24 protein-coding genes and 3 pseudogenes are annotated in these 24,189 nt (G+C 40.0%); 17 read left to right on the forward strand and 10 right to left on the reverse strand.

Going from position 1 to position 24,189, the window contains the following annotated elements; all coding sequences use genetic code 11:
• Window positions 1-114: 114 nt before the first annotated feature.
• From infC to EDC41_RS06680, 4 genes are all read left to right on the forward strand, one after another.
• On the forward strand, window positions 115-657 hold the full coding sequence (infC, locus tag EDC41_RS06665; RefSeq protein WP_075270716.1) for a translation initiation factor IF-3: 543 nt from the start codon (window positions 115-117) through the stop codon (window positions 655-657).
• 263 nt (window positions 658-920) lie between these two features.
• Window positions 921-1,118 carry a 50S ribosomal protein L35 gene (gene rpmI / locus EDC41_RS06670; protein WP_006249241.1) on the forward strand — a complete coding sequence of 66 codons (198 nt, stop codon included), beginning with the start codon at window positions 921-923 and terminating at the stop codon, window positions 1,116-1,118.
• 108 nt (window positions 1,119-1,226) lie between these two features.
• Window positions 1,227-1,580, forward strand: a complete 354-nt coding sequence (gene rplT / locus EDC41_RS06675) for a 50S ribosomal protein L20 (RefSeq protein ID WP_006249240.1) — start codon at window positions 1,227-1,229, stop codon at window positions 1,578-1,580.
• Between the two features lie 124 nt (window positions 1,581-1,704).
• Complete coding sequence (locus tag EDC41_RS06680; RefSeq protein WP_006249239.1) at window positions 1,705-1,980, forward strand: hypothetical protein; 276 nt, start codon at window positions 1,705-1,707, stop codon at window positions 1,978-1,980.
• Window positions 1,981-1,984: 4 nt separating this feature from the next.
• On the opposite strand, the gene uvrC is transcribed toward EDC41_RS06680, so the two are convergent.
• Window positions 1,985-3,823, reverse strand: coding sequence for an excinuclease ABC subunit UvrC (gene uvrC, locus EDC41_RS06685; protein WP_006253077.1), 1,839 nt, complete (start codon window positions 3,821-3,823; stop codon window positions 1,985-1,987).
• Between the two features lie 77 nt (window positions 3,824-3,900).
• Window positions 3,901-4,449, reverse strand: a complete 549-nt coding sequence (gene pgsA / locus EDC41_RS06690) for a CDP-diacylglycerol--glycerol-3-phosphate 3-phosphatidyltransferase (RefSeq protein WP_061888598.1) — start codon at window positions 4,447-4,449, stop codon at window positions 3,901-3,903.
• Between the two features lie 205 nt (window positions 4,450-4,654).
• Here pgsA and EDC41_RS06695 point away from each other — a divergent pair, with 205 nt between their 5' ends.
• The gene (locus EDC41_RS06695; RefSeq protein WP_006253076.1) at window positions 4,655-5,320 is read left to right on the forward strand and encodes a Bax inhibitor-1 family protein; all 666 of its coding nucleotides are present in this window, start codon (window positions 4,655-4,657) and stop codon (window positions 5,318-5,320) included.
• Window positions 5,321-5,348: 28 nt separating this feature from the next.
• Window positions 5,349-5,699 (forward strand): TusE/DsrC/DsvC family sulfur relay protein, encoded by a 351-nt coding sequence (locus EDC41_RS06700; RefSeq protein ID WP_006250062.1) that lies wholly within the window; start codon window positions 5,349-5,351, stop codon window positions 5,697-5,699.
• 133 nt (window positions 5,700-5,832) lie between these two features.
• Here EDC41_RS06700 and ilvD read toward each other — a convergent pair whose 3' ends face one another.
• Window positions 5,833-7,680, reverse strand: coding sequence for a dihydroxy-acid dehydratase (gene ilvD / locus EDC41_RS06705; protein WP_006253708.1), 1,848 nt, complete (start codon window positions 7,678-7,680; stop codon window positions 5,833-5,835).
• Window positions 7,681-7,880: 200 nt separating this feature from the next.
• Between ilvD and EDC41_RS06715 the strand changes: the two genes are divergently transcribed.
• Window positions 7,881-9,374 carry a PTS transporter subunit EIIC gene (locus EDC41_RS06715; protein ID WP_006250543.1) on the forward strand — a complete coding sequence of 498 codons (1,494 nt, stop codon included), beginning with the start codon at window positions 7,881-7,883 and terminating at the stop codon, window positions 9,372-9,374.
• 91 nt (window positions 9,375-9,465) lie between these two features.
• Here EDC41_RS06715 and purT read toward each other — a convergent pair whose 3' ends face one another.
• The 4 genes from purT to EDC41_RS06735 form a co-directional block, all read right to left on the reverse strand.
• Window positions 9,466-10,647 (reverse strand): formate-dependent phosphoribosylglycinamide formyltransferase, encoded by a 1,182-nt coding sequence (purT, locus tag EDC41_RS06720; RefSeq protein ID WP_020831235.1) that lies wholly within the window; start codon window positions 10,645-10,647, stop codon window positions 9,466-9,468.
• Between the two features lie 134 nt (window positions 10,648-10,781).
• Window positions 10,782-11,420, reverse strand: coding sequence for a DUF417 family protein (locus tag EDC41_RS06725; RefSeq protein WP_005719747.1), 639 nt, complete (start codon window positions 11,418-11,420; stop codon window positions 10,782-10,784).
• A gap of 59 nt (window positions 11,421-11,479) precedes the next feature.
• Complete coding sequence (locus tag EDC41_RS06730; RefSeq protein WP_006249955.1) at window positions 11,480-11,833, reverse strand: rhodanese-like domain-containing protein; 354 nt, start codon at window positions 11,831-11,833, stop codon at window positions 11,480-11,482.
• A 10-nt stretch (window positions 11,834-11,843) separates the two neighbouring features.
• Complete coding sequence (locus tag EDC41_RS06735; RefSeq protein WP_006249954.1) at window positions 11,844-12,185, reverse strand: carboxymuconolactone decarboxylase family protein; 342 nt, start codon at window positions 12,183-12,185, stop codon at window positions 11,844-11,846.
• A gap of 135 nt (window positions 12,186-12,320) precedes the next feature.
• On the opposite strand from EDC41_RS06735, the gene EDC41_RS06740 reads away from it, so the two are divergent.
• Complete coding sequence (locus tag EDC41_RS06740) at window positions 12,321-13,220, forward strand: AraC family transcriptional regulator (RefSeq protein WP_020831234.1); 900 nt, start codon at window positions 12,321-12,323, stop codon at window positions 13,218-13,220.
• A gap of 197 nt (window positions 13,221-13,417) precedes the next feature.
• On the forward strand, window positions 13,418-13,981 hold the full coding sequence (locus EDC41_RS06745) for an acetate uptake transporter (RefSeq protein ID WP_006250539.1): 564 nt from the start codon (window positions 13,418-13,420) through the stop codon (window positions 13,979-13,981).
• A gap of 104 nt (window positions 13,982-14,085) precedes the next feature.
• Here the strand turns inward: EDC41_RS06745 and plsB are convergent, their stop codons facing one another.
• A complete protein-coding gene (gene plsB / locus EDC41_RS06750) occupies window positions 14,086-16,521 on the reverse strand; it encodes a glycerol-3-phosphate 1-O-acyltransferase PlsB (RefSeq protein WP_006250538.1) in 2,436 nt (811 codons plus the stop codon).
• Window positions 16,522-16,687: 166 nt separating this feature from the next.
• Between plsB and lexA the strand changes: the two genes are divergently transcribed.
• From lexA to EDC41_RS06790, 8 genes and pseudogenes are all read left to right on the forward strand, one after another.
• Complete coding sequence (lexA, locus tag EDC41_RS06755) at window positions 16,688-17,323, forward strand: transcriptional repressor LexA (RefSeq protein ID WP_006250537.1); 636 nt, start codon at window positions 16,688-16,690, stop codon at window positions 17,321-17,323.
• Window positions 17,324-17,414: 91 nt separating this feature from the next.
• On the forward strand, window positions 17,415-18,095 hold the full coding sequence (gene mutH / locus EDC41_RS06760) for a DNA mismatch repair endonuclease MutH (protein WP_020831229.1): 681 nt from the start codon (window positions 17,415-17,417) through the stop codon (window positions 18,093-18,095).
• A gap of 88 nt (window positions 18,096-18,183) precedes the next feature.
• Complete coding sequence (locus EDC41_RS06765) at window positions 18,184-18,915, forward strand: TerC family protein (protein WP_020831228.1); 732 nt, start codon at window positions 18,184-18,186, stop codon at window positions 18,913-18,915.
• 125 nt (window positions 18,916-19,040) lie between these two features.
• On the forward strand, window positions 19,041-20,078 hold the full coding sequence (gene nagZ / locus EDC41_RS06770; RefSeq protein WP_006250610.1) for a beta-N-acetylhexosaminidase: 1,038 nt from the start codon (window positions 19,041-19,043) through the stop codon (window positions 20,076-20,078).
• A gap of 121 nt (window positions 20,079-20,199) precedes the next feature.
• Window positions 20,200-20,960: pseudogene (locus EDC41_RS06775) on the forward strand (class I SAM-dependent methyltransferase); the annotation flags it as partial.
• 73 nt (window positions 20,961-21,033) lie between these two features.
• Window positions 21,034-21,573 carry a superoxide dismutase family protein gene (sodC, locus tag EDC41_RS06780; RefSeq protein WP_020831225.1) on the forward strand — a complete coding sequence of 180 codons (540 nt, stop codon included), beginning with the start codon at window positions 21,034-21,036 and terminating at the stop codon, window positions 21,571-21,573.
• A gap of 169 nt (window positions 21,574-21,742) precedes the next feature.
• A pseudogene (gene rumB / locus EDC41_RS06785) lies at window positions 21,743-21,934 on the forward strand (23S rRNA (uracil(747)-C(5))-methyltransferase RlmC); the annotation flags it as partial.
• A gap of 410 nt (window positions 21,935-22,344) precedes the next feature.
• Complete coding sequence (locus tag EDC41_RS06790) at window positions 22,345-22,872, forward strand: PBECR4 domain-containing protein (protein WP_006250605.1); 528 nt, start codon at window positions 22,345-22,347, stop codon at window positions 22,870-22,872.
• 42 nt (window positions 22,873-22,914) lie between these two features.
• On the opposite strand, the gene EDC41_RS06795 is transcribed toward EDC41_RS06790, so the two are convergent.
• Both EDC41_RS06795 and EDC41_RS06800 read right to left on the reverse strand, forming a co-directional pair.
• Window positions 22,915-23,640: a tyrosine-type recombinase/integrase gene (locus EDC41_RS06795; protein ID WP_472778941.1), complete on the reverse strand. Its 726-nt coding sequence runs from the start codon at window positions 23,638-23,640 to the stop codon at window positions 22,915-22,917.
• 194 nt (window positions 23,641-23,834) lie between these two features.
• A pseudogene (locus tag EDC41_RS06800) lies at window positions 23,835-24,095 on the reverse strand (conjugal transfer nickase/helicase domain-containing protein); the annotation flags it as partial.
• Window positions 24,096-24,189 lie beyond the last annotated feature (94 nt).

Genomic DNA, 24,189 nt, shown 5'->3' on the forward strand with positions numbered 1-24,189 from the left:
TATAGAATCCGCACGTTTAGCTGTTTTTTAATCACTTAAAACAAGCAATCTAAAATATTTATACGCTCTCAAGCGGTAAAATTTAAGCAAAAATTTACTAGAAGGAATAAGGCTATTAAACCTGTAAAACGTGTTCAATCAAATCGTGCACATCGTCTTAATGACGAAATTCGTGGCGTAAAAGAAGTTCGCTTAACCGATGAAAACGGCGAACAAGTTGGTATTGTATCACTTCAAGATGCTCTAAATAGAGCAGAAGAAGCTGAATTGGATTTAGTGGAAATCAGCCCAAATGCTGAACCACCAGTTTGTCGTATTATGAACTATGGTAAGTTCATCTACGAAAAAGAGAAAGCAGCAAAAGAACAAAAGAAAAAACAAAAAGTTGTTCAAGTTAAAGAGATCAAATTCCGTCCGGGAACTGATGATGGCGATTATCAAGTTAAACTTCGTAGCATTATCCGTTTCTTAGAAGATGGGGATAAAGTAAAAATCACAGTGCGTTTCCGTGGTCGTGAAATGGCTCACCAAGAAATCGGTATGGACGTTTTAGAACGTGTCAAAGCAGATACTGCAGAAATTGCAATGGTAGAGTCAGCCCCAGGCAAATTGGAAGGTCGCCAAGTTGTGATGGTGATCGCACCTAAGAAGAAATAATTTCGATAAGCACATTGTTTTAATGTGCTTTTTTCTTGATAAAGCTTAAATTGGCTTGCATAGCGGTTATATTTTCGCTAAAATTCGCAAGTTTTTTTGCCTAGCCAAGAAAGAGAAAATGCTCAACAGGCAAACTCAGCAGCCTGCTTGACTTTTTAACGATGAAAATCGTATAGCGGAGAATAAGTGCTTCCAAGTAATTTTGTTCACAAAATTCGCCTTATTTTCATAATATCTAACAAACAATGCGGAGTTTTTTAACAATGCCTAAAATTAAAACAGTACGTGGTGCTGCTAAGCGTTTCAAAAAAACAGCTTCCGGCGGTTTTAAACGTAAACAATCTCACTTACGTCACATTTTGACTAAGAAAACCACTAAACGTAAACGTCAATTACGTCACAAATCAATGGTAGCGAAAGCTGACCAAGTTTTAGTAGTAGCGTGCTTACCATACGCATAAGCCTTTTAGGTTAGCGTAGTGTAGTAAAGTACGGACGTACGGATAGAATTCTTAGTAAAGGTCGTGATGACGACCACCAATCAAAATAGACAATTAGGAGATTAAATAATGGCTCGTGTAAAACGTGGTGTTATTGCAAGAGCACGCCATAAGAAAGTTCTTAAGGCTGCTAAAGGTTATTATGGTGCACGTTCACGCGTGTATCGCGTTGCTTTCCAAGCAGTAGTTAAAGCTGCTCAATATGCTTACCGTGACCGCCGTCAACGTAAACGTCAATTCCGTCAATTATGGATTGCTCGTATTAACGCAGCAGCTCGTCAAAACGGTTTATCTTACAGCAAATTCATCAACGGCTTGAAAAAAGCATCTGTTGAAATCGACCGTAAGATCTTAGCTGACATCGCAGTATTTGACAAAGTTGCTTTCGCAGCTTTAGTTGAAAAAGCAAAATCTGCTCTTTAATTTTAAAGAATAGAAATGAGGACGCCTAGTGCGTCCTTTTTTATGGATAAAATAATCTTTTTAAGAATTAATAGCAAAATAAGCGGTCAAAAAAGCAAAATATTTTGCAATATAAGGAAATGATATGAAAAAATTAATTTTACTCGGATTGAGCGTTGCACTAACCGCCTGTTCGACACCCCAACAACAAAGCACAGTACCAATGGATATGCAAGCAGTTCAGGATTACCATCAACGAGTAATCAATAAGCAAACTGTTGATAAAAATACAAAGCAACATGATGAGCCATTAAACCAAAGCGATAAACGCTCAGAAAGCATAAATCTGCCAATTCACCCTATAATTTACCCAAGCATAGGAGTGGGCTACCATTACGGCTGGAAGCGATATCGCTATTGATAATTTAACTATTTTTTAATGTATCAAAAATAACCTCTGCCAACGCTTTAGAAATTCCCGGAACTGATTGAATCTCTTCCAAGGTTGCAGACTTCACCCCCTGCATTCCGCCTAAATATTTTAGCAACGCTTGTCGGCGTTTTGCACCGACACCGGCAATAGATTCTAATCCACTTTCGGTAAAGGCCTTTTGGCGTTTTTTACGATGCCCACTAATGGCATGCTGGTGGGATTCATCTCGAATATGCTGAATTAAATGCAAGGCAAGACTATCTGGCGGTAAGTGAATTTCTTTATCCCATTTGCTGATAATTAAAGTTTCCAGCCCAGCTTTACGTTCTACGCCTTTTGCCACACCAATTAAAAGCGGTTTCGATTTATCCCATTCCACATCAAGTTTAGCGAAGACATCTAACGCTCGGTTCAACTGCCCTTTGCCACCATCAATAAAAATAATATCAGGGATCTTTTCTGGCGGTAATTCTCGATTATAGCGTTTCAAGAGAGCCTGCTCCATTGCTGCATAATCATCACCTCCGGTAATCCCCTCAATGTTAAAACGGCGGTAATCCGATTTTAGCGGCCCATTTTCATCAAACACCACGCAAGAAGCCACTGTTTGGTTGCCCATTGTATGACTGATGTCAAAGCACTCCATTCTTTTAATCTCTGACATTTTCAACATTTCTTTCAATGCCTGATAACGGCTTTGAATATGGGATTCTTGCTTAAGTTGTAAAGCTAATGCTGCCATTGCATTAGTTCTCGCTAAAGCTAAATAACGCTGTTTATCACCTCTGATGGCATTATCTAAAATGCTGACTTTATGCCCTGCTTGCTCACTTAAAATTTCACTGAGTGCCTTAGATTCACTTAATTGATGATCAATTACAATTTGGTTAGGTATGGTGCGGTGCTGGTTCATTTGTAAATAAAACTGACCGACAAAGGTATCTGCGAGCTCGGTTAAATCTGTATTACTTGGCACTTTTGGAAAGTAAGAACGATTGCCTAGTACCTTACCTTGCCTAACAAATAAGATATGCACACAGGCAATCCCATTTTGATAAACGATCGAGATAATATCAAGATCATCTAGCCTATCATTAGAGACGAATTGTTTTTCTTGCACCGCTCTTACTGATTGAATTTGATCCCGAAAACGTGCCGCACCTTCAAAATCCAAAGCCTCCGCCGCATCTTCCATTTTCTGTACCAGATGCTCGACTACTTGGTGATCTTTTCCCTGTAAAAACAAACGAACCAAATTAACCTGCTGATCGTATTCAACGGGTGAATAACAGCCCTCTACACAAGGGGCTAAACAGCGTCCGATCTGATACTGTAAGCAAGGTCGTGAACGGTTTTTATAATAAGTATCTTCACACTGACGAATAGGAAAAATTTTTTGCAATAAATTCAGTGTTTCCCGAACTGCCGTAACATTCGGATAAGGCCCAAAATATTCACCGGCGATCTTTTTACTACCACGAAATGCTGTTAAACGAGGATGCTTATGTTTAGTTAACAGAATATAAGGATAAGATTTGTCATCTCTGAGCAACACATTATATTTCGGCTGATTTTCCTTAATATAATTATGTTCAAGGAGTAACGCCTCTGTTTCAGAATGAGTGATCGTCGTTTCAATATTAGCAAGATTTGCCACCAAGGCTTCCGTTTTTTTACTGGAAAGTTGGCTACGAAAATAGCTGGCTAAACGCTTTTTTAAATCTTTGGCTTTACCCACATAGATTATCGTGCCTTTACTATCATACATACGATAAACACCCGGTTGGTGAGGCACATTTAACAGGAAGGATTTAGCGTTAAATTCAGACATTAGAGTTGATAAAATTGAAAATTGTAGAGCGATATTTCCACTCTACAAATTGCAAAAAAGAATAAAAATATGACCGCTTATGACTTCAATAGACTATTCTTTGAAGCATTTAAATACTGCATCATAGACCAGATCGTTAAACCCACTGCAATATAAAGCAGAATAAAGGCTAAAATCTCCATTAGTTGGTTCTGTCTCCATAACATTCCACCTAATGCGAGCATTTGAGCAGTCGTTTTTACTTTCCCCCAAATCGAAACGGCAACACTGGCCCTTTCCCCAAGCTCCGCCATCCATTCACGCAAAGCCGAAATAATAATTTCACGGGCAATCATAATGCAGATTGGAATAGTAATCCACCAAGTATGGTAATACTCCGCCACGCAGACAAACGCAACAGCTACCAAGACTTTATCCGCAACAGGATCTAAAAATGCACCAAGTCGGGTGGTTTGATTCCATTTGCGTGCTAAATAGCCGTCAAAGGCATCGGTAATCGATGCAATAAAAAAAATAAGTGTTGAAATTTCAGGCGCATATTTTATCGGCAGATAAAAAGCCACAATAAAAAGTGGGGTTAATCCTACCCGAAATAAGGTTAAATAAGTTGGGAAATTGAGCTTCATAGCGAATTCATCGATGAAAAGGAATATAAAGTAGAGTGGTATTAAGTGTAACACAACTAAATGTTTTTTTTTACTCTTCTGTTACAAAATCGCATTGACTTTACAATAAATTACGGCTACCTTACTTCTTGATTTATGGAAATTTATCCATAGATATTAATCCATCGGATGTTCCGATTTAAACACAAAAACAGAAGGAATTTTTATGGAAAATCGTTTAGCTCACAGCTATTCAACTGGTGAATCTCTAATTAGCACCCACAAAGTGCTTCGCAATACCTATATGTTATTGGCAATGACCCTGACTTTCTCCGCAGTTGTTGCTTTTGTTGCAATTCAAATGAACGCACCGGCTATGCCGTGGTGGGGATTATTGGTCGGCTTTTACGGCTTACTTTTCTTGACGAATGCCACCTCAAACAGCAGTGCGGGTATCTTAAGCGTATTTGCTTTAACCGGCTTCTTAGGCTATACCTTAGGTCCTATTTTAAACCGTTACATCGGTGCGGGTTTAGGGGATATTGTCGCCCTTGCATTCGGTGCAACCGCATTGGTTTTCTTCGCTTGTTCAGCTTATGTATTAACCACCAAAAAAGATATGAGCTTTATCAGCGGAATGATGGTTGCCCTGTTTGTGGTATTATTAGTCGGTATTATTGCCAATATCTTCTTAGCAATTCCGGCATTAAGTTTAGCCCTAAGCAGCTTGTTTGTCATTTTCTCAAGCGGTGCGATTTTACTGGCAACCAGCAACATTATTCACGGTGGCGAAACCAACTACATTCGTGCAACCGTTGATTTATATGTGTCTATCTACAACCTATTTGTAAGCTTCTTACAAATCTTCGGTGTGCTAGGTAGTGACGACTAGCGTTTTAGTTTAAGAGGAATGCCACATTATGTGGCATTTTTATTTGATGACGATTGAATTAAATAATATCCAATACCCAACCGATGCTTCAGGCTATTTAACTAATTTAAATGATTGGTCTGTAGAATTAGCAGAAAAAATCGCCGAAAAAGAGCAAATTAGCTTAACCGCAGAACATTGGGAAATTATTTATCTGGTGCGGGATTTCTACCAAGAATACAAAACTTCACCAGCAATTCGAATGCTGGTAAAGACAATGGCACAAAAATTCGGTGAAGAAAAAGGCAACAGCCGTTATTTACAACGCTTGTTTCCTGATGGTCCTGCAAAACAAGCCACTAAAATTGCAGGTCTGCCAAAACCGGCAAAATGCTTGTAATACATTTCCCTGTATCAAAACAAAAAGATGTAAATTAGGCTATCGATCTGCTCTCCATTCAGCTAGATTAAATATTCAGCTGAATAAAGAGCAGATCAATATATTATTGAAATGCTTCTTTTTTCTAATTTATTTACTTTAACAGCGATTTATCCCTCACCGCACCTTTATCAGCAGAGGTGGCAAAATGTCCAAACACTTTTAGTGCAAACGACACTTCTCGCTCACGTTTTAGCGGCTGCCACGCTTTATCGCCACGGGCTTCCATTTCTGCACGGCGAGCAGCAAGTTCTTCATCTGAAACCATTAAGTTAATCGAACGATTCGGAATATCAATCGCCACCGTATCGCCATCATTAATTAAGGCAATCGCTCCTCCTGAAGCGGCTTCCGGTGAAGCGTGTCCGATAGATAACCCTGAGGTACCGCCAGAGAAACGACCGTCAGTTAATAAAGCACATTTTTTGCCTAAGCCCATTGATTTCAAATAACTAGTTGGATAAAGCATTTCTTGCATACCCGGGCCGCCTTTCGGACCTTCATAGCGGATAATCACAATATGCCCTTCTTTCACTTTTCCGCCTAAAATACCTGCTACCGCATCTTCTTGGCTTTCAAACACGATTGCGGTGCCAGTGAATTTCCAAATAGACTCATCTACCCCTGCGGTTTTAACAATACATCCATCTTCTGCAATATTCCCAAATAATACCGCTAACCCGCCCTCTTTGGTCACAGCATTTTCCACATTGCGAATACAGCCGTTTACACGGTCATCATCAACAGTGTCCCAACGGCAATCTTGCGAGAAAGCCTTAGTAGTACGAATTCCTGCCGGACCTGCACGGAAGAATTTGTGTAAATCTTCATCTTTATTACGAATAATATCGTATTGATTCAGTTGCTCTTCTATCGTTAAACCTAGCACTGTTTTAACGTGGCGATGGATTAAACCTGCACGATCTAATTCGCCCAGCAAGCCCATAATCCCACCGGCACGGTGTACGTCTTCCATATGGTATTTATTGGTATTCGGGGCAATTTTACTTAAGCACGGCACGACACGAGAGAGGCGGTCAATATCTTCCATTTTAAAATCAACGCCGGCTTCTTGAGCAGTCGCTAGTAAATGAAGCACGGTATTACTTGAACCACCCATTGCAATATCAAGGCTCATTGCATTTTCAAATGCATCGAAGGTAGCGATTGAGCGAGGTAACACGCTCTCATCGTCTTGTTGGTAATATTTACGGCAAAGTTCCACAATTTCACGACCTGCTCTTAGGAAAAGCTCTTTACGGTCAGCATGAGTTGCCAACATTGAACCATTGCCCGGTAAACTTAAGCCTAAAGCTTCAGTTAAACAGTTCATTGAGTTTGCGGTGAACATACCTGAACAAGAACCACAAGTCGGGCAAGCACTACGTTCAATCGCATCAATACGTTCATCAGACACATTCGGGTCGGCACTTTCGATCATTGCATCGACTAAATCCAAGCGAATTAATTGATCGGAAAGTTTAGTTTTTCCGGCTTCCATCGGGCCACCAGAGACAAAAATAGTCGGAATATTTAACCGCATTGCTGCCATTAACATTCCCGGGGTGATTTTATCGCAGTTAGAGATACACACCATCGCATCAGCACAGTGAGCATTCACCATATATTCCACACTGTCTGCAATTAAATCACGGCTTGGTAAAGAATAAAGCATTCCGCCGTGTCCCATTGCAATGCCGTCATCAACCGCAATGGTGTTGAATTCTTTTGCCACCCCACCGGCTTTTTCAATTTCTGCCGCAACCAACTGCCCCATATCTTTTAAGTGGACGTGCCCCGGCACAAATTGGGTGAATGAGTTCACCACTGCAATAATCGGCTTACCAAAATCATTTTCTTTCATACCGGTTGCACGCCATAATGCACGAGCCCCCGCCATATTACGACCCTGAGTGGAAGTTGCTGAACGTAAAATAGGCATAATCTTCTCCAAATTTTTTATGTTGTGTTTGCTAAAAAAATGCTTAATTCTACTTCAATTTTTCCGCAAGCGGTAATTTTTTTACAAGCGGTCGAATTTGCTAAAAATTTTGCAAATCTGTGAGTTATATCACACCTCATACGGCTAAATTTCAGTATGCTATAAACCATCAAATACAACCATAAAAAAGGAGAAATTTTATGTTCAAACAACTGCAACAAGTCGGAAAAGCTTTTATGCTGCCGATTGCGATTTTACCGGCAGCCGGTTTGCTGTTAGGGATTGGCGGAGCTTTGTCGAATAAGGCAACGGTGCAAGCCTACCCGATACTGGATAACCCGACTTTACAGGGCATTTTCCAGATTATGGCATCGGCAGGCAGTGTGGTGTTTGGCAACCTTGCATTATTACTGTGTATCGGTTTAGGCATTGGATTAGCAAAACGAGATAAAGGCGTAGCGGCACTGGCAGCAGTGGTCGGTTATTTGATTATGACAGGCACGATTTCTGCCCTCATTCCGCTGTTTTCTCCTGAAACCAAAGGGATTGATACCGGTGTGATCGGCTCGCTGGTGATGGGCTTGATTACGGTGAAACTGCATAACAAATACCACAACATTCAGCTGCCGCAAATTCTCGGCTTCTTTGGCGGCTCTCGGTTTGTGCCGATTGTGACCGCCTTTGCTGCGATTTTTGTCGGGGCAGTGTTCTTTTTGATCTGGCCGACTTTCCAACAGTGGCTGGTTTCAGCAGGGCAAGGGATTGCGGAAATGGGCGAAATCGGCACCTTTTTCTACGGTTTCTTAATGCGGTTAAGCGGTGCGGTCGGCTTACACCATATGATCTACCCGCTGTTTTGGTACACCGAATTGGGCGGAACAGAAGTGGTAAATGGTGAAACCATTATCGGGGCGCAAAAAATCTTCTTCGCCCAACTCGCCGATCCAACCCATCAAGGCTTATTTACCGAAGGTACACGTTTCTTCGCTGGACGTTTCGATACGATGATGTTTGGCTTACCTGCCGCCTGTTTAGCGATGTATCACGCTGTGCCGAAAGCCCGCCGTGGTGCGATTAGCGGTCTGTTCTTAGGTGCAGCGCTCACCTCTTTTATCACCGGCATTACCGAGCCGATTGAATTTATGTTCCTGTTTGTTGCCCCGTGGCTCTATGTGTTCCACGCTTTTTTAGACGGCGTGTCGTTCTACATTGCAGACTTACTCAACATCTCGATTGGTAACACCTTCTCCGGTGGCGTGATCGACTTCACCCTGTTTGGCATTTTGCAAGGCAACGAGAACACTAACTGGCTTCGAGTGATCATAGTCGGCTTGCCGTGGGCGGCACTTTACTACTTCTCGTTCCTATTCCTGATCAAAAAATTCAACGTAATGACACCGGGACGTGCGGAAGAGAGTGAAGAGGTAGTCGAACAACAAACCAGCTCACTGACTGAAAATGCCCATAAAATTATCGCCGCTCTTGGCTCTGCAAATAATATCGAAAATGTGGACGCTTGTATTACCCGTCTGCGTGTGGCAGTGAAAGAGGTGAAAGCCGTGGATAAAGCAACACTGAAAAAACTCGGTGCGATTGACGTGCTGGAAGTCGGTGGCGGTGTACAAGCCGTGTTTGGAGCAAAAGCAGTATTGTATAAGAGCGAAGTGAACCAAATTCTCGGCAAAGAGGATTAACAATCTTCAACTTTTTCATCCAATTTGATTAGAGGCCTATAGGATAGTAGGCATAAAATGCCTACTATCAACGAATATCAAAATCCTGACTTTATAATTGAATATCTAACTTATCATAAGCTCGCCGAGCTTTTTCTAATGCTCTCACTGTATTTTCATCACGAGCAAGAATTACCCCTAATCGGCGGTGTCCGTTTACTTCGCCTTTACCGAATAAGCGGATATTCGTCCCGATTTCGGCTAATACCTTATCTACACCGCCAAAACGCACATTATCCGATTTCCCTTCAACCACAATCGCTTTAGAAGCTGCCGGGCTGATGCGGTAAATTTCCGGAATCGGTAAGCCCAAAATCGCACGGGCGTGCAGAGCAAATTGAGAAAGCTCTTGTGATGCCATTGTTACTATTCCGGTATCGTGTGGACGTGGGGAGACTTCGTTAAAAATAATCTCATCGCCACAGACAAAAAGTTCCACGCCGAAAATCCCTCTTCCGCCCAGTGCAGAGGTAATTTTTTCTGCGGTTTCTTGAGCTTTTTTCAATGCAATGCCCGACATTTGCTGCGGTTGCCAAGATTCACGATAATCGCCATCAACCTGAATATGCCCGATGGGAGCTAAAAACGACGTGCCGTGAATATGGCGAACGGTAAGCTGGGTAATTTCATAATCGAATTTGATAAAACCCTCTACAATCACACGCCCACCGCCGGCACGTCCGCCCTGTTGCGAATAATCCCAAGCCTGTTGAATATCCGCTTCAGATTTAATTACTGATTGCCCGTGTCCGGAAGAAGACATAATCGGTTTGACCACACACGGAATGCCGATTTCTTGAATCGCTTGCTGGAACTGTTCAAAATTATCCACAAAACGATAAGGCGACGTTTTTAAGCCCAACTCTTCTGCCGCCAATCGGCGAATGCCTTCTCGATTCATTGTTAATTGCGTTGCTTTTGCCGTTGGGATTACGTTATATCCCTCTTGCTCTAACTCAACCAAGGTTGCAGTTGCGATGGCTTCTACTTCGGGCACAATAAAATCCGGTTTTTCTTTCTCCACCAAATCTCGCAATGCATTCCCGTCTAACATCGAAATCGTATAAGCACGGTGAGCCACTTGCTGTGCAGGTGCATTGTCATAACGATCCACCGCAATCACTTCTACGCCTAAGCGTTGCAGCTCTATTACCACTTCTTTCCCCAACTCGCCCGAACCTAACATCATCACTTTTGTAGCGTTCGTTCTTAACGGTGTACCGATTGTTGTCATTTTATTCCTCTCCATAAAAGCAAACGATTGCGTAATTGGATTATACTTGAAATTATGGCAAATTGACAAAAAACAAGCGGTCATTTTATTGCAAAATTTTACAAGAAAATGACCGCTTGCATTAGCACTATTAATTAAGCAATCGCTTTACGTCTGGCTAAAATGCGATTTGCACATTCCGCTGCGGCCACCAAGCCGCCTGCCATCATAATCACATCTTTTACAATTAAACGACCGACTGCCGACAGATATGGGAAACCGTGTGCAGGGGTTGGCATATCCCCACCTAAATTCGGCACCCAAATTTCAGGGGTGGTAATCATAAACGAGAGTGTAACAATCGACATACCAAAAGTGAGTAAGCCCCCAGCCATACCGGAAACTGGGAACCAAATGCCGGATAAGGTTAATAAACCAACTGTCACAATAGTTGCACCGATGATATAAGAAGCGGTATAAGTGCCATTTTCTTTATGCCATTCGATGTTTTTTGCCACCATTTTGCCTTCAGGATTTTTGTGAAGGGTGTATTCCATCACCATTTTACCTGTGCCATCATCGACTAAGTTCGGGCCTTTTTTGTACATATAACTAAAGAATGGGCTATTCGATACAAAATGGGCAATACCGTCTGCTTCATATTGGCAGACTTTTAAACCACCAATCCAAACCATCACAATACAAATAGCAATACGCACAAAATTAATGAATTGGCGTTGCATTGGAGCAACAATATTTGCAACAAAATTAACAAAATTGTTAAAAGCACTCATAATTTTTAACCTCAGATATAAACGAAAAGTGCCAAGCAAATGCTTGGCACTCAAAACAGTTATTTCAACCCGGCTTTAATCAGATCGTCATAACCACCATGATTAGTTACATTGCTGTAACCTAATTTTTTTAGCTCATTAAGCGCCGCTTCAGCTCGATGACCCGAGCGGCAATAAAGATGAATCGGCTGATTTTTATCTGGAGCAACTTCTGCGATACGTTGTGCAATTTCAGTATGCGTTACATTAATTGCACCATTTAAATGCCCTTGCTGAAATTCTTCAGCAGAACGTACATCAATCCAAATGCCCGCTGCTTTTTCAGCCTGCACTTGCTGAACTGATGCTTGTTTAGCACTAGACATCATTGGCATCATAGCTGCAAAGCCTAAAATCCAAGCCAATTTCTTCATTTATTGCTCCTTATTTTTGCTCTTCCACCGCTTCTAATGCACGTAAAGCATAGGTATATGCCGCACCGGCATTTAATGCAATCGCAGTCGCTAATGCACCGGCAATTTCGCTTTCGGTTGCACCTGCTTTTGCCGCTTCTTCTGCGTGTACACTGATGCAACTTTCACAACGTGTTGTAATCGCTACTGCTAATGCAATTAATTCACGAGTTTTGTGATCTAATGCTTCCGCTGCGGCCGCTGTACCTAATGCTTTATAAGCTTCAAGCATTTTAGGGTGTTTTTGCCCTAATTTACCAAAAGATTGCTTAACGTGAGCTGTGTGTTCTGTCCAATTTTGGAATGAAGACATATTGATTTCCTCCTAAAGTGAATAATATGAAAAAACGCATTTATTATTGCGTTTATCTGATAAACTTTATTATCAAATCAGCTCATATTATAATGAAATAATCGCAATTTAAGGTGGAAATATAAGGAATGAACAATGGATATATTAGATAGGCTTCTAGCTTTCGCTCAAATCTCAGCCGGAATCAGTGTGAAATGTCAGTTACAGGGAGATTGGCAACTTGAGAATCCGCATCAAACCGGACAAGCAATCGCTCATATCATCAGCTATGGGCAAGCTTATCTACAACATAATGGGAAAACCCATCACCTTAAACAGGGAGATATTGTATTTTTCCCCAGATTTGCCGATCATACATTACGTAGTCAAATACAGCCTTTGACCAGCAAAAATGCGGTAAACCTTGAACAATTGGGTGCATTTACACTCACCCAAGCAGGACTTTCTCAATCAAAATGCGATATGTTCTGCCTCCATTTTTATTATGACCATCAAGCCGAATTAATGGAAAGCTTACCTGAAATGATCGTATTTCAAGTTGCCGAGACACCATTAAAAGCAATGTTAGATATTCTAAAACAAGAAGCAGAAACACCTAATTTAGCCGTAAAATCTGTGGTTAACTCGCTTGCTGTTGTTATTTTAACTATGATCTTACGAGAACATCTTCTAGTTAACCATAACAATCAGTTATTCGGTATTTTAAAAGGTTGGCAAGACTTACGCTTAAGACCTTTGATCAAAGCTATTTTGCTTAATCCCGAACACGAATGGCAAGTCGATGATATGGCGGCATTTATCCACCTTTCTCGTGCCCAGTTAGTCCGCTTATTTAACAAACATTTATGTATTAGCCCACATGCTTTTGTACACAAAATTAGGCTACAAAAAGCAGCAATGCTGCTCAAAAGCCAAGCTGGGTCGGTATTAAGTATCGCCTTATCTTGCGGCTTCCAATCCGAGCCGCATTTTATTACCGCCTTTAAAAAGCAATATTGCGTAACACCCAGCCAATATCGGCAGTTAAATCCATAGCTAAATGACAACAACAAGCGGTCATTTTTTGGCAAAATTTTGCAAAAATCTCACCGCTTGTCTCGGAAATTTCTAGTCAATTTACTGCAAAATCGCTATACTTTATCGCCCTAAATTTTAGGCACATAACGTCTGATTTATCGGCGTAGATAAACAATTACCACACTTATGGTGTAACAATATAACAGAGGTTTTCAATGTCAGCTCCAAATTCAGGAACTAACCCGGCTCCGCTCGGTTTATGCGGTTTTGCACTTACTACATTTTTACTAAGCCTAATCAATAACGGTACATTCAGCGGTGAAAACGTAGGTTTAGTTTTAGCAATGGGATTTGCTTTCGGTGGCACAGCACAAATGATTGCAGGTATGTTTGAATTTGCTAAAGGTAACACGTTCGGCTTTACTGCGTTTACCAGCTATGGTGCATTCTGGTGGTCTTTTGCATTATTTAAAGTGTTCTTTGCTGCGAATGTATCGGCAGAATTCGTTGGTTGGTACTTAGTAGCTTGGGGAACATTCACACTTATGATGTTCATCGGCACACTAGCAAAAGCCCGTGCATTACAAGCTATTTTCTTAAGTTTAACCATTACTTTCTACCTTTTAGCCGCAGGTGATTTTACCCATAACACCACCCTAACTAACATTGGTGGTAACTTCGGTTTATTAACCGCATTCTTAGCGTTCTACTTAGCCGCTGCGGATATTATTAATGAAAGTTTTGGTAAGACTGTTTTACCAATCGGTGAACCAAAATAATTATATAGGAAGTAAAAAAGCTGAATGTGGTCGCGCATTCAGCTTTTATTTTTGGCAACAAAATTGCAAGAAACGAGCGCTTGTTAGCGCCCTTCTTTGATTTATTATCCTGCGATATTAGGATTCTCTACAGATTCTGCGACTTTAGCCATCGCACCTTGAATGGTCTGTTGAACTTCAATCGAAATCAAACTACGTAACAACGATTCCGTTTCTTTAACTTTTGCAATCGCTAAATTATCATCACCATCAAAATACCCTTGTGCTTTTAGACTTGATGTAAAGGTAGAGAAAATCGCCTTATCAAAAAACTCCGGCGCATTAATACCATGCAAGACTGATAAACGCTGAGCAATTGAACTACTCTCTTTTTCTAAAGAGCCACGACTAATATTTGGCTGCTCCAACAAGACACTTAGGCTAATATAATAACGTTGAAGGATTTCACGCACACCAGCTGAATGTAATTGCAAGGTACGAATATGTGAGCGATTGATCATTAACATATCACTTTCGTTTTTAATCACCCCCTGCCGACTTAGTTCCGCAATAATTGCTTCAATATGTGCTTTTAATTCTTCTTGCTTAAAGTGTAAGAATAACTCTGCTTGCAAGAATGGATAAATACGATTAACCGACTTAATCACAACATCTTTCGAAACAGCCTCATGATGAAGTACCATACTTGCAACAAGTGAAGGCAACACAAATAAATGCTGCACATTATTTCTGTAATATGTCATTAACACAGCAGATTCTCGTTCTAAACGAACCAGTTCACCAAAATTATCTTTTTCAATTAAAACGCCCGAACGAGGTAAATGAATAACATGATTCAACATCACTTCTGCACTTTCAGTTGGTAATGTCATATCTTTAGAATAAGGTACATTACGAAATAACTGAATATAACTTTCAAGTTGTTCAATGAGTTGTTCACGGGTTAATGCACGCTGGCGAGATGCCAATAATGCTGACCCCACTAAGTTTTTCGCATTAACTGCTGCCGCTTTATTGATATTCACCATTACTTGATGTGAAATATTATCCACGGCTTCATTTAACCACTTAGGTCGTCCATCTTCGGAAGGCTCTTTCCACTCAGGGAAATATTGATTTAAGTAATTATTCACCAAAATTGGCTCACCGAAATTCACATATCCTTGACCTAAATTTTTCAGTTTTTTCAGCACTCGTAGCACCAAGCCCGCATTTTCTTTCTCTTTTGCCGCACCTCTCAACTCTTTAGCGTAAGTATCGACTTCTAAGACGTGTTCATAACCGATATAAACAGGCACAATACTTAAAGGTCTATTCAGCCCTCGCTGTAAGGCTTGTAGGCTCATCGACATCATACCGGTTTTAGGCTCTAATAAACGACCTGTGCGTGAACGCCCGCCTTCAATAAAATATTCGACCGAATAACCACGATAGAATAATTCCGCTAAATATTCACGGAAAATGGTGGAATAGAGGCGATTTCCTTTAAAGGTACGGCGAATGAAAAATGCTCCCCAACTACGGAAAATCGGGCCTGCCGGCCAGAAATTTAAATTGATCCCAGCGGCAATATGTGGCGGTACTAATCCTTGATGGTAAAGTAGATAAGATAGGAGCAAATAGTCCATATGGCTACGGTGGCAAGGCACATAAACGATCTCGTGACCTTCTAATGCCAATTTACGCACACGGTCTGCATTTTGCACGTTGATCCCTTGATAAAGCTTATTCCAAAGCCAGCTCAGAACTCGATCTGCTACACGCAAACTCTCGTGTTTTACATCAGCGGCAATTTCATTAATGATTTTCTCGGCTTCTTTGCGAGCCTTTTCAGGCGATGATTTCTTCGCTTCTTCCGCAATCGCAGCTTGAATCACCTCTGAATTCAGGATTTTATTAAACATCGCATCACGATTTGGTAAACGAGGCCCCATTGCTGAATAACGCAATTTTGCAAAGTGCATTTTCGCCACACGCGCGATTTTTTGAGCGATTTTTTCATCTGCACCATATTCAGTTACCATATAGCGTAACGATACTGCAGGGGAGAAACGTACAAAATTATCACGCCCAAACCAAACCATGGATAAAAAACGTTGGAATGAGGTAAGCACCTGTAAATGGCGGGCATCTTCTTTGCCCGGAGCCCGCCCCCATAATACCGAAACCGGCACTAATTGGACGTCTAATTCAGCATTAGCACGATGTAAATCTAAATAACGATAAAAAATCGACTCTGTCTCACTTTTCGCCCCTTTAGATTTAAAAAAACGGCGACCTTCATCTAAAAATACAAAACGAAGCAATGTTTGCCCTTCAATCACATTTTCTTGCAACGGATCGGGCAAATTCAAAGCCAAGCAGTTTTTTTGTAAAATTAATAAATCGGTTTGCGAGGTATAAGGTAGAACATAGACAATCGGCTGTTCAAGATTTAGTTCCAGTTCAGCCACCGGATGAGTCGGAATAGAGCGAGATTTTACTAAAAGTGAAAGTGGTAAGTTTAGGAAAGCTCGATAAAAATTTAATAAGCCAGACATATAAATATCCTTTTAGAATCGTTATTGTTGGAGGTCTAACCTCTAATTTCTTCCATTCTACCATAAATTTTTATGGAATTTCGTGAAATTATTAGTTACAAAATCAAAAATACTGTATATACTATCAATATTTTCTGTATATAAAAACAGTGAGGATTAACTTAAAATGCGTAAACATCTAACTGCCCGTCAGCAAGAAATTTTTGATTTCGTCAAAAACCATATTGAAACCACCGGTATGCCACCAACCCGAGTAGAAATAGCCCGTGAAATCGGCTTTAAATCGCCTAATGCGGCAGAAGAACACTTAAAAGCCCTTGCTCGTAAAGGCTATATTGAAATGTTATCAGGTACATCTCGTGGAATTCGCATTTTAGTCGAAGACGAAAACCAAGCTGCCAACGATGAAGATGAAGGCTTACCGTTGATTGGCAAAGTAGCTGCTGGCACACCTATTTTAGCGGTTGAACACGTTGAAAACCATTACCCGGTGAATGGTGCGATGTTTAATCCAAGTGCTGATTATTTACTCAAAGTAAATGGCAATTCAATGGAAAAAATCGGTATTTTAGACGGTGACCTATTAGCCGTTCATAAAACCAATACCGCTCGTAACGGGCAAGTGGTGGTTGCTCGGGTAAATGATGAAGTGACTGTTAAACGCTTAGAGAAGAAAGGTGAATTAATTTACTTACACCCTGAAAACGATGAATTAAAACCGATTGTAGTAAACCCTGCTCAAGAATATATTGAAATTGAAGGCATTGCAGTAGGCGTTATTCGCAGTAATGCTTGGATGTAATTTCCTCACAAGCGGTTATTTTTTAGTAATTTTTTGCAAATTTCTGCCTAAATTTGACCGCTTGCCAGTTTAGTCTAATTAACTAAGTGCAATGCAATTATCTACATTCTCTCCAACCGAGCAGGCATTATTAAGCAAAGCGGAATGGCTGGCAGGGTTCACTTTAGGTGAAATTGCCGAGATGCTTCATATTCCGATACCAGCAGATCTGAAACGAGATAAAGGCTGGGTCGGTACTCTGATTGAAACCGCTTTAGGTGCGAAAGCCGGCAGTAAAGCCGAACAGGATTTTGCACATTTAGGCATTGAGCTGAAAACCATTCCGGTCAATCAGAAAGGATTACCGCTGGAAACCACATTCGTCAGCCTTGCTCCTTTAACCCAAAACAACGGTATTACTTGGGAAACCTCCCACGTTAAACATAAGCTTTCCCGTGTGCTTTGGATTCCGGTTGAAGGGGAACGAAAGATACCCCTTGCCGAACGCCATATCGGTCAGCCGATTTTATGGTCTCCGACTATCACACAAGAATCCCGCCTACAGCAAGATTGGGAGGAATTAATGGAGTTGATTGTGTTAGGTGAACTGCATAAAATTAATGCAACCTTAGGCGAAGTGTTACAACTCAGACCCAAAGGTAGAAATAACCGCTCTATCACCTCTGCTATCAACGCTAAAGGGGAGATTGTTCAATCTCTCCCTCTTGGTTTCTATTTGCGTAAACATTTTACCGCCGAAATTTTACAAAACTTTTTGCATTGCCCCCTTTAAATTTGTCCTCACACTCTATAAGATGTCGGCTTTAATTCTATTTGATAGAAAATATCACTTAATCCCTTATTTTTAAAAGGACATTTTTATGTTTGACTGGATCACAAATCCTGAAGCTTGGGTTGCGCTCTTTACACTTACCGGGCTTGAAATCGTATTAGGCATTGATAACATCATCGTCATCAGTATTCTCGTTTCCCGTTTACCTATTGAACAACGCCAATCTGCCCGAATTATCGGCTTGGGGCTGGCAATGGGAACCCGTATTTTATTGCTTCTCTCGCTTGCTTGGATGATGCGTTTGGTCGAGCCTCTTTTCACTATTGGCAACAATCCAATTTCAGGTAGAGATCTCATTCTACTCATCGGTGGATTATTCCTGATTGTTAAAAGTGCAATGGAGCTGAAAGAATCCATTTCTGCCGAATCTCACGAAGAAAAAAGCGAATCCATTAAAAAAGCCAGCTTTTTTATGGTGTTAATTCAAATTGCAATTTTTGATATTATTTTCTCCCTTGATTCAGTCATTACTGCTGTGGCAATGGCAGATGATATTCCGGTAATGGTTATTGCGATTATCATTGCAGTTGCGGTAATGATGTTAGCAGCGAAAACCATTGGGGACTTTGTAGATAACAACCCAACTATTAAAAATCTCGCTTTAGCGTTCTTGATTTTAATCGGTATTGTATTAGTCGGCGAAGGTTTTGATATTCATATTCCAAAAGCAGTGGTTTATACGGCAATGGGCTTCTCGGTTGTGGTTGAAATGCTCAACATAAAAATGCGTCGTAACCAAGCTAAATTAGAACAAGCATAATTGCTCTGTCTCATTTATGCCCTTAATCATTCGCCCTTGATCAACATCAAGGGCTTTTTAATGTAGAATAGGCACAACAAGCGGTCATATCTGCTCATTTTTTTGCAAATAGCTCAACGAAAATTATGTTACTGATTGATATTAAAGATAAAGAACTGACTCAAGAAGAAGTCGAAATGCTGGAACACCCTTTAGTTTCCGGGCTAATTTTATTCACCCGTAATTTCTACGACAAAGCACAAATTCAGGCATTAGTGAAATCCATTCGCCAGCGGGTGAAAAAACCGTTGCTTATTACTGTCGACCAAGAAGGCGGTCGGGTGCAACGCTTCCGTGAAGGCTTTACAAAATTGCCTGCAATGCAGTCTTTTAGCCTGCTAGCTCAAACCCAAGAGCACGCATTGCAACTCGCGAGAGAAACAGGCTGGTTAATGGCGGCTGAAATGTTTGCATTGGATATTGATTTAAGTTTTGCCCCTGTTTTAGATTTAGGACACGAATGCAAGGCAATTGGCGATCGATCATTTGGGAAAGATCCATACACGATTTTGCCAATTGCTGAAGCCTTTATTGACGGAATGTTGGAAATGGGGATGGCAACTACAGGCAAGCATTTTCCTGGTCACGGATATGTTTTAGCTGATTCACATTTAGAAACGCCTTTTGATGATAGAGCAAAAGAGGTGATATTTAATCACGATATTCTCCCCTTCAAACAACTTATTAGTAAAGGTAAACTCTCCGCTATTATGCCAGCTCACGTTGTTTATACCGAATGCGATAACCAGCCTGCAAGCGGTTCAATTTACTGGTTAAAAGACATTTTACGCAAACAACTCAATTTCAATGGTGTCATTTTCTCTGATGATTTGGGTATGCGAGGTGCTAGCTTTATGGGTAATGTTGTAGAACGCACCGAAAAAGCCATTCAAGCCGGCTGCGATTTATTGCTGCTTTGCAATCAGCCAGAGGGCGTCGTTCAGGTTTTAGATGGCTTGAAATATCAGCCTACTCAAATTCAAAAAGCGCGTCATTTATCATTAATGAAGCGTAAAACTGTCACTTGGCGTGAGCTAGAAAACAGTAAAGCTTATCAGCAAGCTCAAGCTAGGCTGACCGCTTTACAAAATCACTGGCTAGCGTGGAAAGAAACAAATGCCTAATCTAGCTAACTGCTCACATTTTAAACGTGGTGATTGCACCTCCTGCCAATGACTTGAAAAACCATACCAGAGCCAATTAGCCGATAAAGAAGCCGACCTCAAGCGGTTAATTTCTCCATTTATTTTGCAAAATAAAACGGAAATCTTACCGCTTGTAGCATCCCCCATTTCACATTTTCGCAATAAAGCGAAAATGGTGGTTTCAGGTAGTGTGGAACGCCCAATTTTAGGCATTTTAAAAGATCAACACGACCCGCAAAGTGGGGTAGATTTAACCGACTGCCTACTTTACCCAGCTTCTTTTTATAGCTTATTCCCCATTCTTAAAGATTTTATTGGCCGAGCAGGCCTTGTGCCCTACAACATCAAAAAGAAAAAAGGCGAGCTGAAATATATCCTAATCACTGAAAGCCAATATAACCAATCGTTAATGCTCCGTTTTGTGGTGCGAAGCGAATCAAAGCGAGCATTGGTGGAGCGAGAATTACCCCATCTGTTAGAAAAATTACCGCCTAATTCGGTGGTTAGCCTAAATATTCAACCGCAACACGCCGCTGTTTTAGAAGGTGAAACGGAGATTTTCTTAACCGAACGAAAAGTGATCGAGGAAAATTTCAATAGCGTACCGCTATTTATTCGCCCACAAGGCTTTTTCCAAACAAATCCAACTGTAGCCAGCCAGCTTTACTTGACAGCTCAACAATGAGTTGAAAATTTACCAATAAAAAAGTGTTGGGATCTGTTTTGTGGCGTAGGCGGTTTTGGTTTACATTGTACAAAAGCATTACAAAAAAAAGGATTGATGTTGAATTAACTGGCATTGAAATTTCAGCATCCGCAATTGAAAGTGCCACAAAATCAGCGGCAACATTAGCCTTAGAACTTGACAAAATTTGACTGCTATGGTTAAAATGAATTGCCAATTAACGGCTTATCTATGAAAAAGGGCAGTCTTATGAAAATGAAAACAGCATTAGCAATTGCATTAGGTTCTTTATTCAGCTTTTCGGTAACAGCAGCCGAACTGGAAAAAATTACCGTGCCGATTCAACTTCTTGATGTAGAAAAAGGCAATAAAGATATTGGTACAGTAGAAATTACTGAATCTAAATACGGCTTAGTATTTACTCCAAATCTAAAAGATTTAACAGAAGGCTTACACGGCTTCCATATTCACGAAAACCCAAGCTGTGATGCAAAAGAAAAAGGTGGCAAGCTCACAGCAGGCTTAGCCGCAGGAGGACACTGGAACCCTAATAAAGCCCCACATCACGGCTTCCCGTGGTCTGATGATGCTCATTTAGGCGATTTACCTGCATTAACCGTTTTACACGATGGTACATCAACTAATCCAGTATTAGCCCCTCGCTTGAAAAAATTAGATGAAATTAAAGGTCGTTCATTAATGATCCACGAAGGCGGCGATAACCACTCAGACCACCCGGCTCCTCTTGGTGGTGGTGGTCCTCGAATGGCGTGTGGTGTAATTAAATAAAATTTGATCTAGTTAGAAAGTGTTGGTTTAAATATCATTCCAACACTTTTTTATTTCTAGCCATTACCATATAATTGCCTCCTATTAAGGAGAAATATATGTCTATAAAAGCAAAAAAAGAACCCCATAAAATACTTCCAGAACAAGCAACTTTTTCTAAGAGTTCAGAGTAAGATTTATCTCGCTCGATTCTGCAAAATTTGCCTTAAATGAAAACAGCACCCCACCTGATTTGGTGATTGTAAACCCACCTCGTAGAGGCATTGGTCAATCTTTAGCGGAATTTTTAAACAATTTGGGCTCAACTTATTTAATCTATTCCAGCTGCAATGCCCAATCTATGGCAAAAGATTTTGAATCGTTTGTGTAGGATTGTTCAAATCATATTCGCAAATACACAGTTACTACGATGTATCCAGCCAATACATCCATTGGGATTTTCCGTCCGAATTTCAGACGTTCTAGATCTTACACATTCTTTCAAGTTTGTAAAGCCTGAAAATCATTTTTTATTCTTGCTTTTTGTAAAAAAACTCCCTATTATATTGATAAGGAAGCGTAGCCTTAAAACGCAAATGTGGGTTAGCACATCGTCAATCTGAAACTAATCTAGGATATATAAGGCCTAGCAGATGGCAAGCATCAGAAAAACTTGAAACTAATCTAGGATATATAAGGCCTAGCAGATGGCAGACATCAGAAAAACTAACATCTCCAAACATTTTAAGCCCACCTTTTGGTGGGCTTAATTATTTCGGTGGTATAAATATAATGACTGAAAAAGAAAGATTAAAAAAATATATAAATGATATAGAAAATGCGGCTTTCTTCTTTGAAACTCACTTCATTAATAAAGAAGTCGTGTATTCTACTGATGACGAGAATATTTCTATTATTTTTAAGCGTTCAAATTTTATGCATTTATGTGGTGTTAAATATGATGATGGAGCACGAGAGTTTTTTTATGCTGCAATTAATAATAGATTAGACATAAACAAAATTAAGACTAAATCTGATGGAACAACATTCCTAAAATTGTCATTGTTAAAATCAATTAATTTTTTACTAAGCTCTGAAATAACTTTGACAAATAATGCTATTTATCTAAACATTGCATTTGATAAAGCATTAAAAACTAAGAAGCAGGTATTTGCATTAACTCTAATCGATAATAATCGCTCATTCATACCTCAGTCATTACTTAATCTAAAGAATATAAATAACTTCCCTAATGGAAAAGTAATTAAAAGTATCAAATCTGTTCATCTACAAAGTAGAACAGAAATTATCTATTTATAGAAAAAAGAATGGGAGAAATTATATTCTCCCATTTTTCTTTTATCAGAGTAAATTCACTGTCTCCCTCAACATTTCCACATCGTGCTCAATATATCCCAGTGTTACGCTGATATCCTTATGCCCTAACAATTTCTGAACCACATAAACATTTTCGGGCTTCTTCATTAATTGAGTAGCAACTGTATGTCGAAATCTATGTGGTGATGAAGTAAAACCGACCAAGTCAGAAATATGCCGAAATATATGCGTAAGCTGATTTTGGCTCATCGGCTGCCCTCTTCTTCGAGAGCATCGAGAAAATAAATTGAGATTGAACAATTGGCAATTATCTGTTTGTTTTCTTATTTTTAATTCAGTAATAAGCCTTTCTATATGAATATAAAGTGAATCTGAAATCGGTACGATATGGTAATCATGATTTTTATTGATTTCCGGCGAAATATAAATCGTCCTATTAGAAAGATCTACATCACCAATTTTCAGTTTCACTAATTGTCCTCGCCGAATCCCCGTACATCTCAATGTCATAATAATTGCAAGGACAAACCAGCTTGGTTTTAGAAAGTCAGGTAATACAACGTTATTATTGAGTATGTGGTCTATTTTATGTAATTGTTCGGTTGAATAAGTTTTCTTTCTCCTTTTCGATTCTCGAATAAATAACTGATTAAATGGATTTCGATTTATATTAAGTAATCCTTGCGATATACCAAAGTTATATAAGGCTTTTAAATGTCTGACATAATTATTCCACGTTACTGCTTTGATTTTATCGCCAACAATTTGATTACGCCATTCAATGAGCATATCGGTGGTAATGTCATTGGCATTTAACTTTGGATAACGCTTTTTGATAATTCGGATTACGTTGTTGTAGCTCCGTTTGGTATCCGGACGAAGATAGTGACGATAGAAAAAAAAATCGGTCTAGTAGCGAATCAAAAGAGATAGAAGTTATCATTTTAAGTTTCCTCTTTCTGTAAAGTTAAACAGTGATTATTTAATAGTACCTTATCCCCAAAAAAGAGACGGGTATTTTTTATCAAATATCCTGTTAAAGAGGAAGTCTTTCTCGGTCCAATGACATCACATTTCCAAAAATTGATGGTATCCGGCTTACCGTTGGTCATTGTGTTTTTAGGTGAATGAATCCCTAATCCTTGAAAATCATACTGGAGATTATTAATTGTTTCCTTATCATAAGGCTGTCCAGTCTCTTGCAAAACCTTGGCTTTCAAAGTATGGTAACACTTTATCATTCAGCATATCCGCAGCACTGATAGCGGTCTTCATTGTATAAAGTTTTGCAAACGCCAC

The sequence above is a fragment of the Mannheimia haemolytica genome, from assembly GCF_004342115.1.
Taxonomy (GTDB): Bacteria; Pseudomonadota; Gammaproteobacteria; order Enterobacterales; family Pasteurellaceae; genus Mannheimia; species Mannheimia haemolytica.

Excerpts from the sequence above, each read along its gene's own strand:
- lexA (WP_006250537.1), top strand. The coding sequence starts at position 16,688 with ATGCGTAAACATCTAACTGCCCGTCAGCAAGAAATTTTTGATTTCGTC.
- mutH (WP_020831229.1), top strand. The coding sequence starts at position 17,415 with ATGCAATTATCTACATTCTCTCCAACCGAGCAGGCATTATTAAGCAAA.
- uvrC (WP_006253077.1), bottom strand. The coding sequence starts at position 3,823 with ATGTCTGAATTTAACGCTAAATCCTTCCTGTTAAATGTGCCTCACCAA.
- ilvD (WP_006253708.1), bottom strand. The coding sequence starts at position 7,680 with ATGCCTATTTTACGTTCAGCAACTTCCACTCAGGGTCGTAATATGGCG.
- EDC41_RS06695 (WP_006253076.1), top strand. The coding sequence starts at position 4,655 with ATGGAAAATCGTTTAGCTCACAGCTATTCAACTGGTGAATCTCTAATT.
- pgsA (WP_061888598.1), bottom strand. The coding sequence starts at position 4,449 with ATGAAGCTCAATTTCCCAACTTATTTAACCTTATTTCGGGTAGGATTA.
- plsB (WP_006250538.1), bottom strand. The coding sequence starts at position 16,521 with ATGTCTGGCTTATTAAATTTTTATCGAGCTTTCCTAAACTTACCACTT.
- EDC41_RS06680 (WP_006249239.1), top strand. The coding sequence starts at position 1,705 with ATGAAAAAATTAATTTTACTCGGATTGAGCGTTGCACTAACCGCCTGT.
- nagZ (WP_006250610.1), top strand. The coding sequence starts at position 19,041 with ATGTTACTGATTGATATTAAAGATAAAGAACTGACTCAAGAAGAAGTC.
- EDC41_RS06725 (WP_005719747.1), bottom strand. The coding sequence starts at position 11,420 with ATGAGTGCTTTTAACAATTTTGTTAATTTTGTTGCAAATATTGTTGCT.
- purT (WP_020831235.1), bottom strand. The coding sequence starts at position 10,647 with ATGACAACAATCGGTACACCGTTAAGAACGAACGCTACAAAAGTGATG.
- rplT (WP_006249240.1), top strand. The coding sequence starts at position 1,227 with ATGGCTCGTGTAAAACGTGGTGTTATTGCAAGAGCACGCCATAAGAAA.
- EDC41_RS06715 (WP_006250543.1), top strand. The coding sequence starts at position 7,881 with ATGTTCAAACAACTGCAACAAGTCGGAAAAGCTTTTATGCTGCCGATT.
- EDC41_RS06740 (WP_020831234.1), top strand. The coding sequence starts at position 12,321 with ATGGATATATTAGATAGGCTTCTAGCTTTCGCTCAAATCTCAGCCGGA.
- EDC41_RS06730 (WP_006249955.1), bottom strand. The coding sequence starts at position 11,833 with ATGAAGAAATTGGCTTGGATTTTAGGCTTTGCAGCTATGATGCCAATG.
- EDC41_RS06765 (WP_020831228.1), top strand. The coding sequence starts at position 18,184 with ATGTTTGACTGGATCACAAATCCTGAAGCTTGGGTTGCGCTCTTTACA.
- rpmI (WP_006249241.1), top strand. The coding sequence starts at position 921 with ATGCCTAAAATTAAAACAGTACGTGGTGCTGCTAAGCGTTTCAAAAAA.
- EDC41_RS06700 (WP_006250062.1), top strand. The coding sequence starts at position 5,349 with ATGTGGCATTTTTATTTGATGACGATTGAATTAAATAATATCCAATAC.
- EDC41_RS06745 (WP_006250539.1), top strand. The coding sequence starts at position 13,418 with ATGTCAGCTCCAAATTCAGGAACTAACCCGGCTCCGCTCGGTTTATGC.
- sodC (WP_020831225.1), top strand. The coding sequence starts at position 21,034 with ATGAAAATGAAAACAGCATTAGCAATTGCATTAGGTTCTTTATTCAGC.
- EDC41_RS06790 (WP_006250605.1), top strand. The coding sequence starts at position 22,345 with ATGACTGAAAAAGAAAGATTAAAAAAATATATAAATGATATAGAAAAT.
- EDC41_RS06735 (WP_006249954.1), bottom strand. The coding sequence starts at position 12,185 with ATGTCTTCATTCCAAAATTGGACAGAACACACAGCTCACGTTAAGCAA.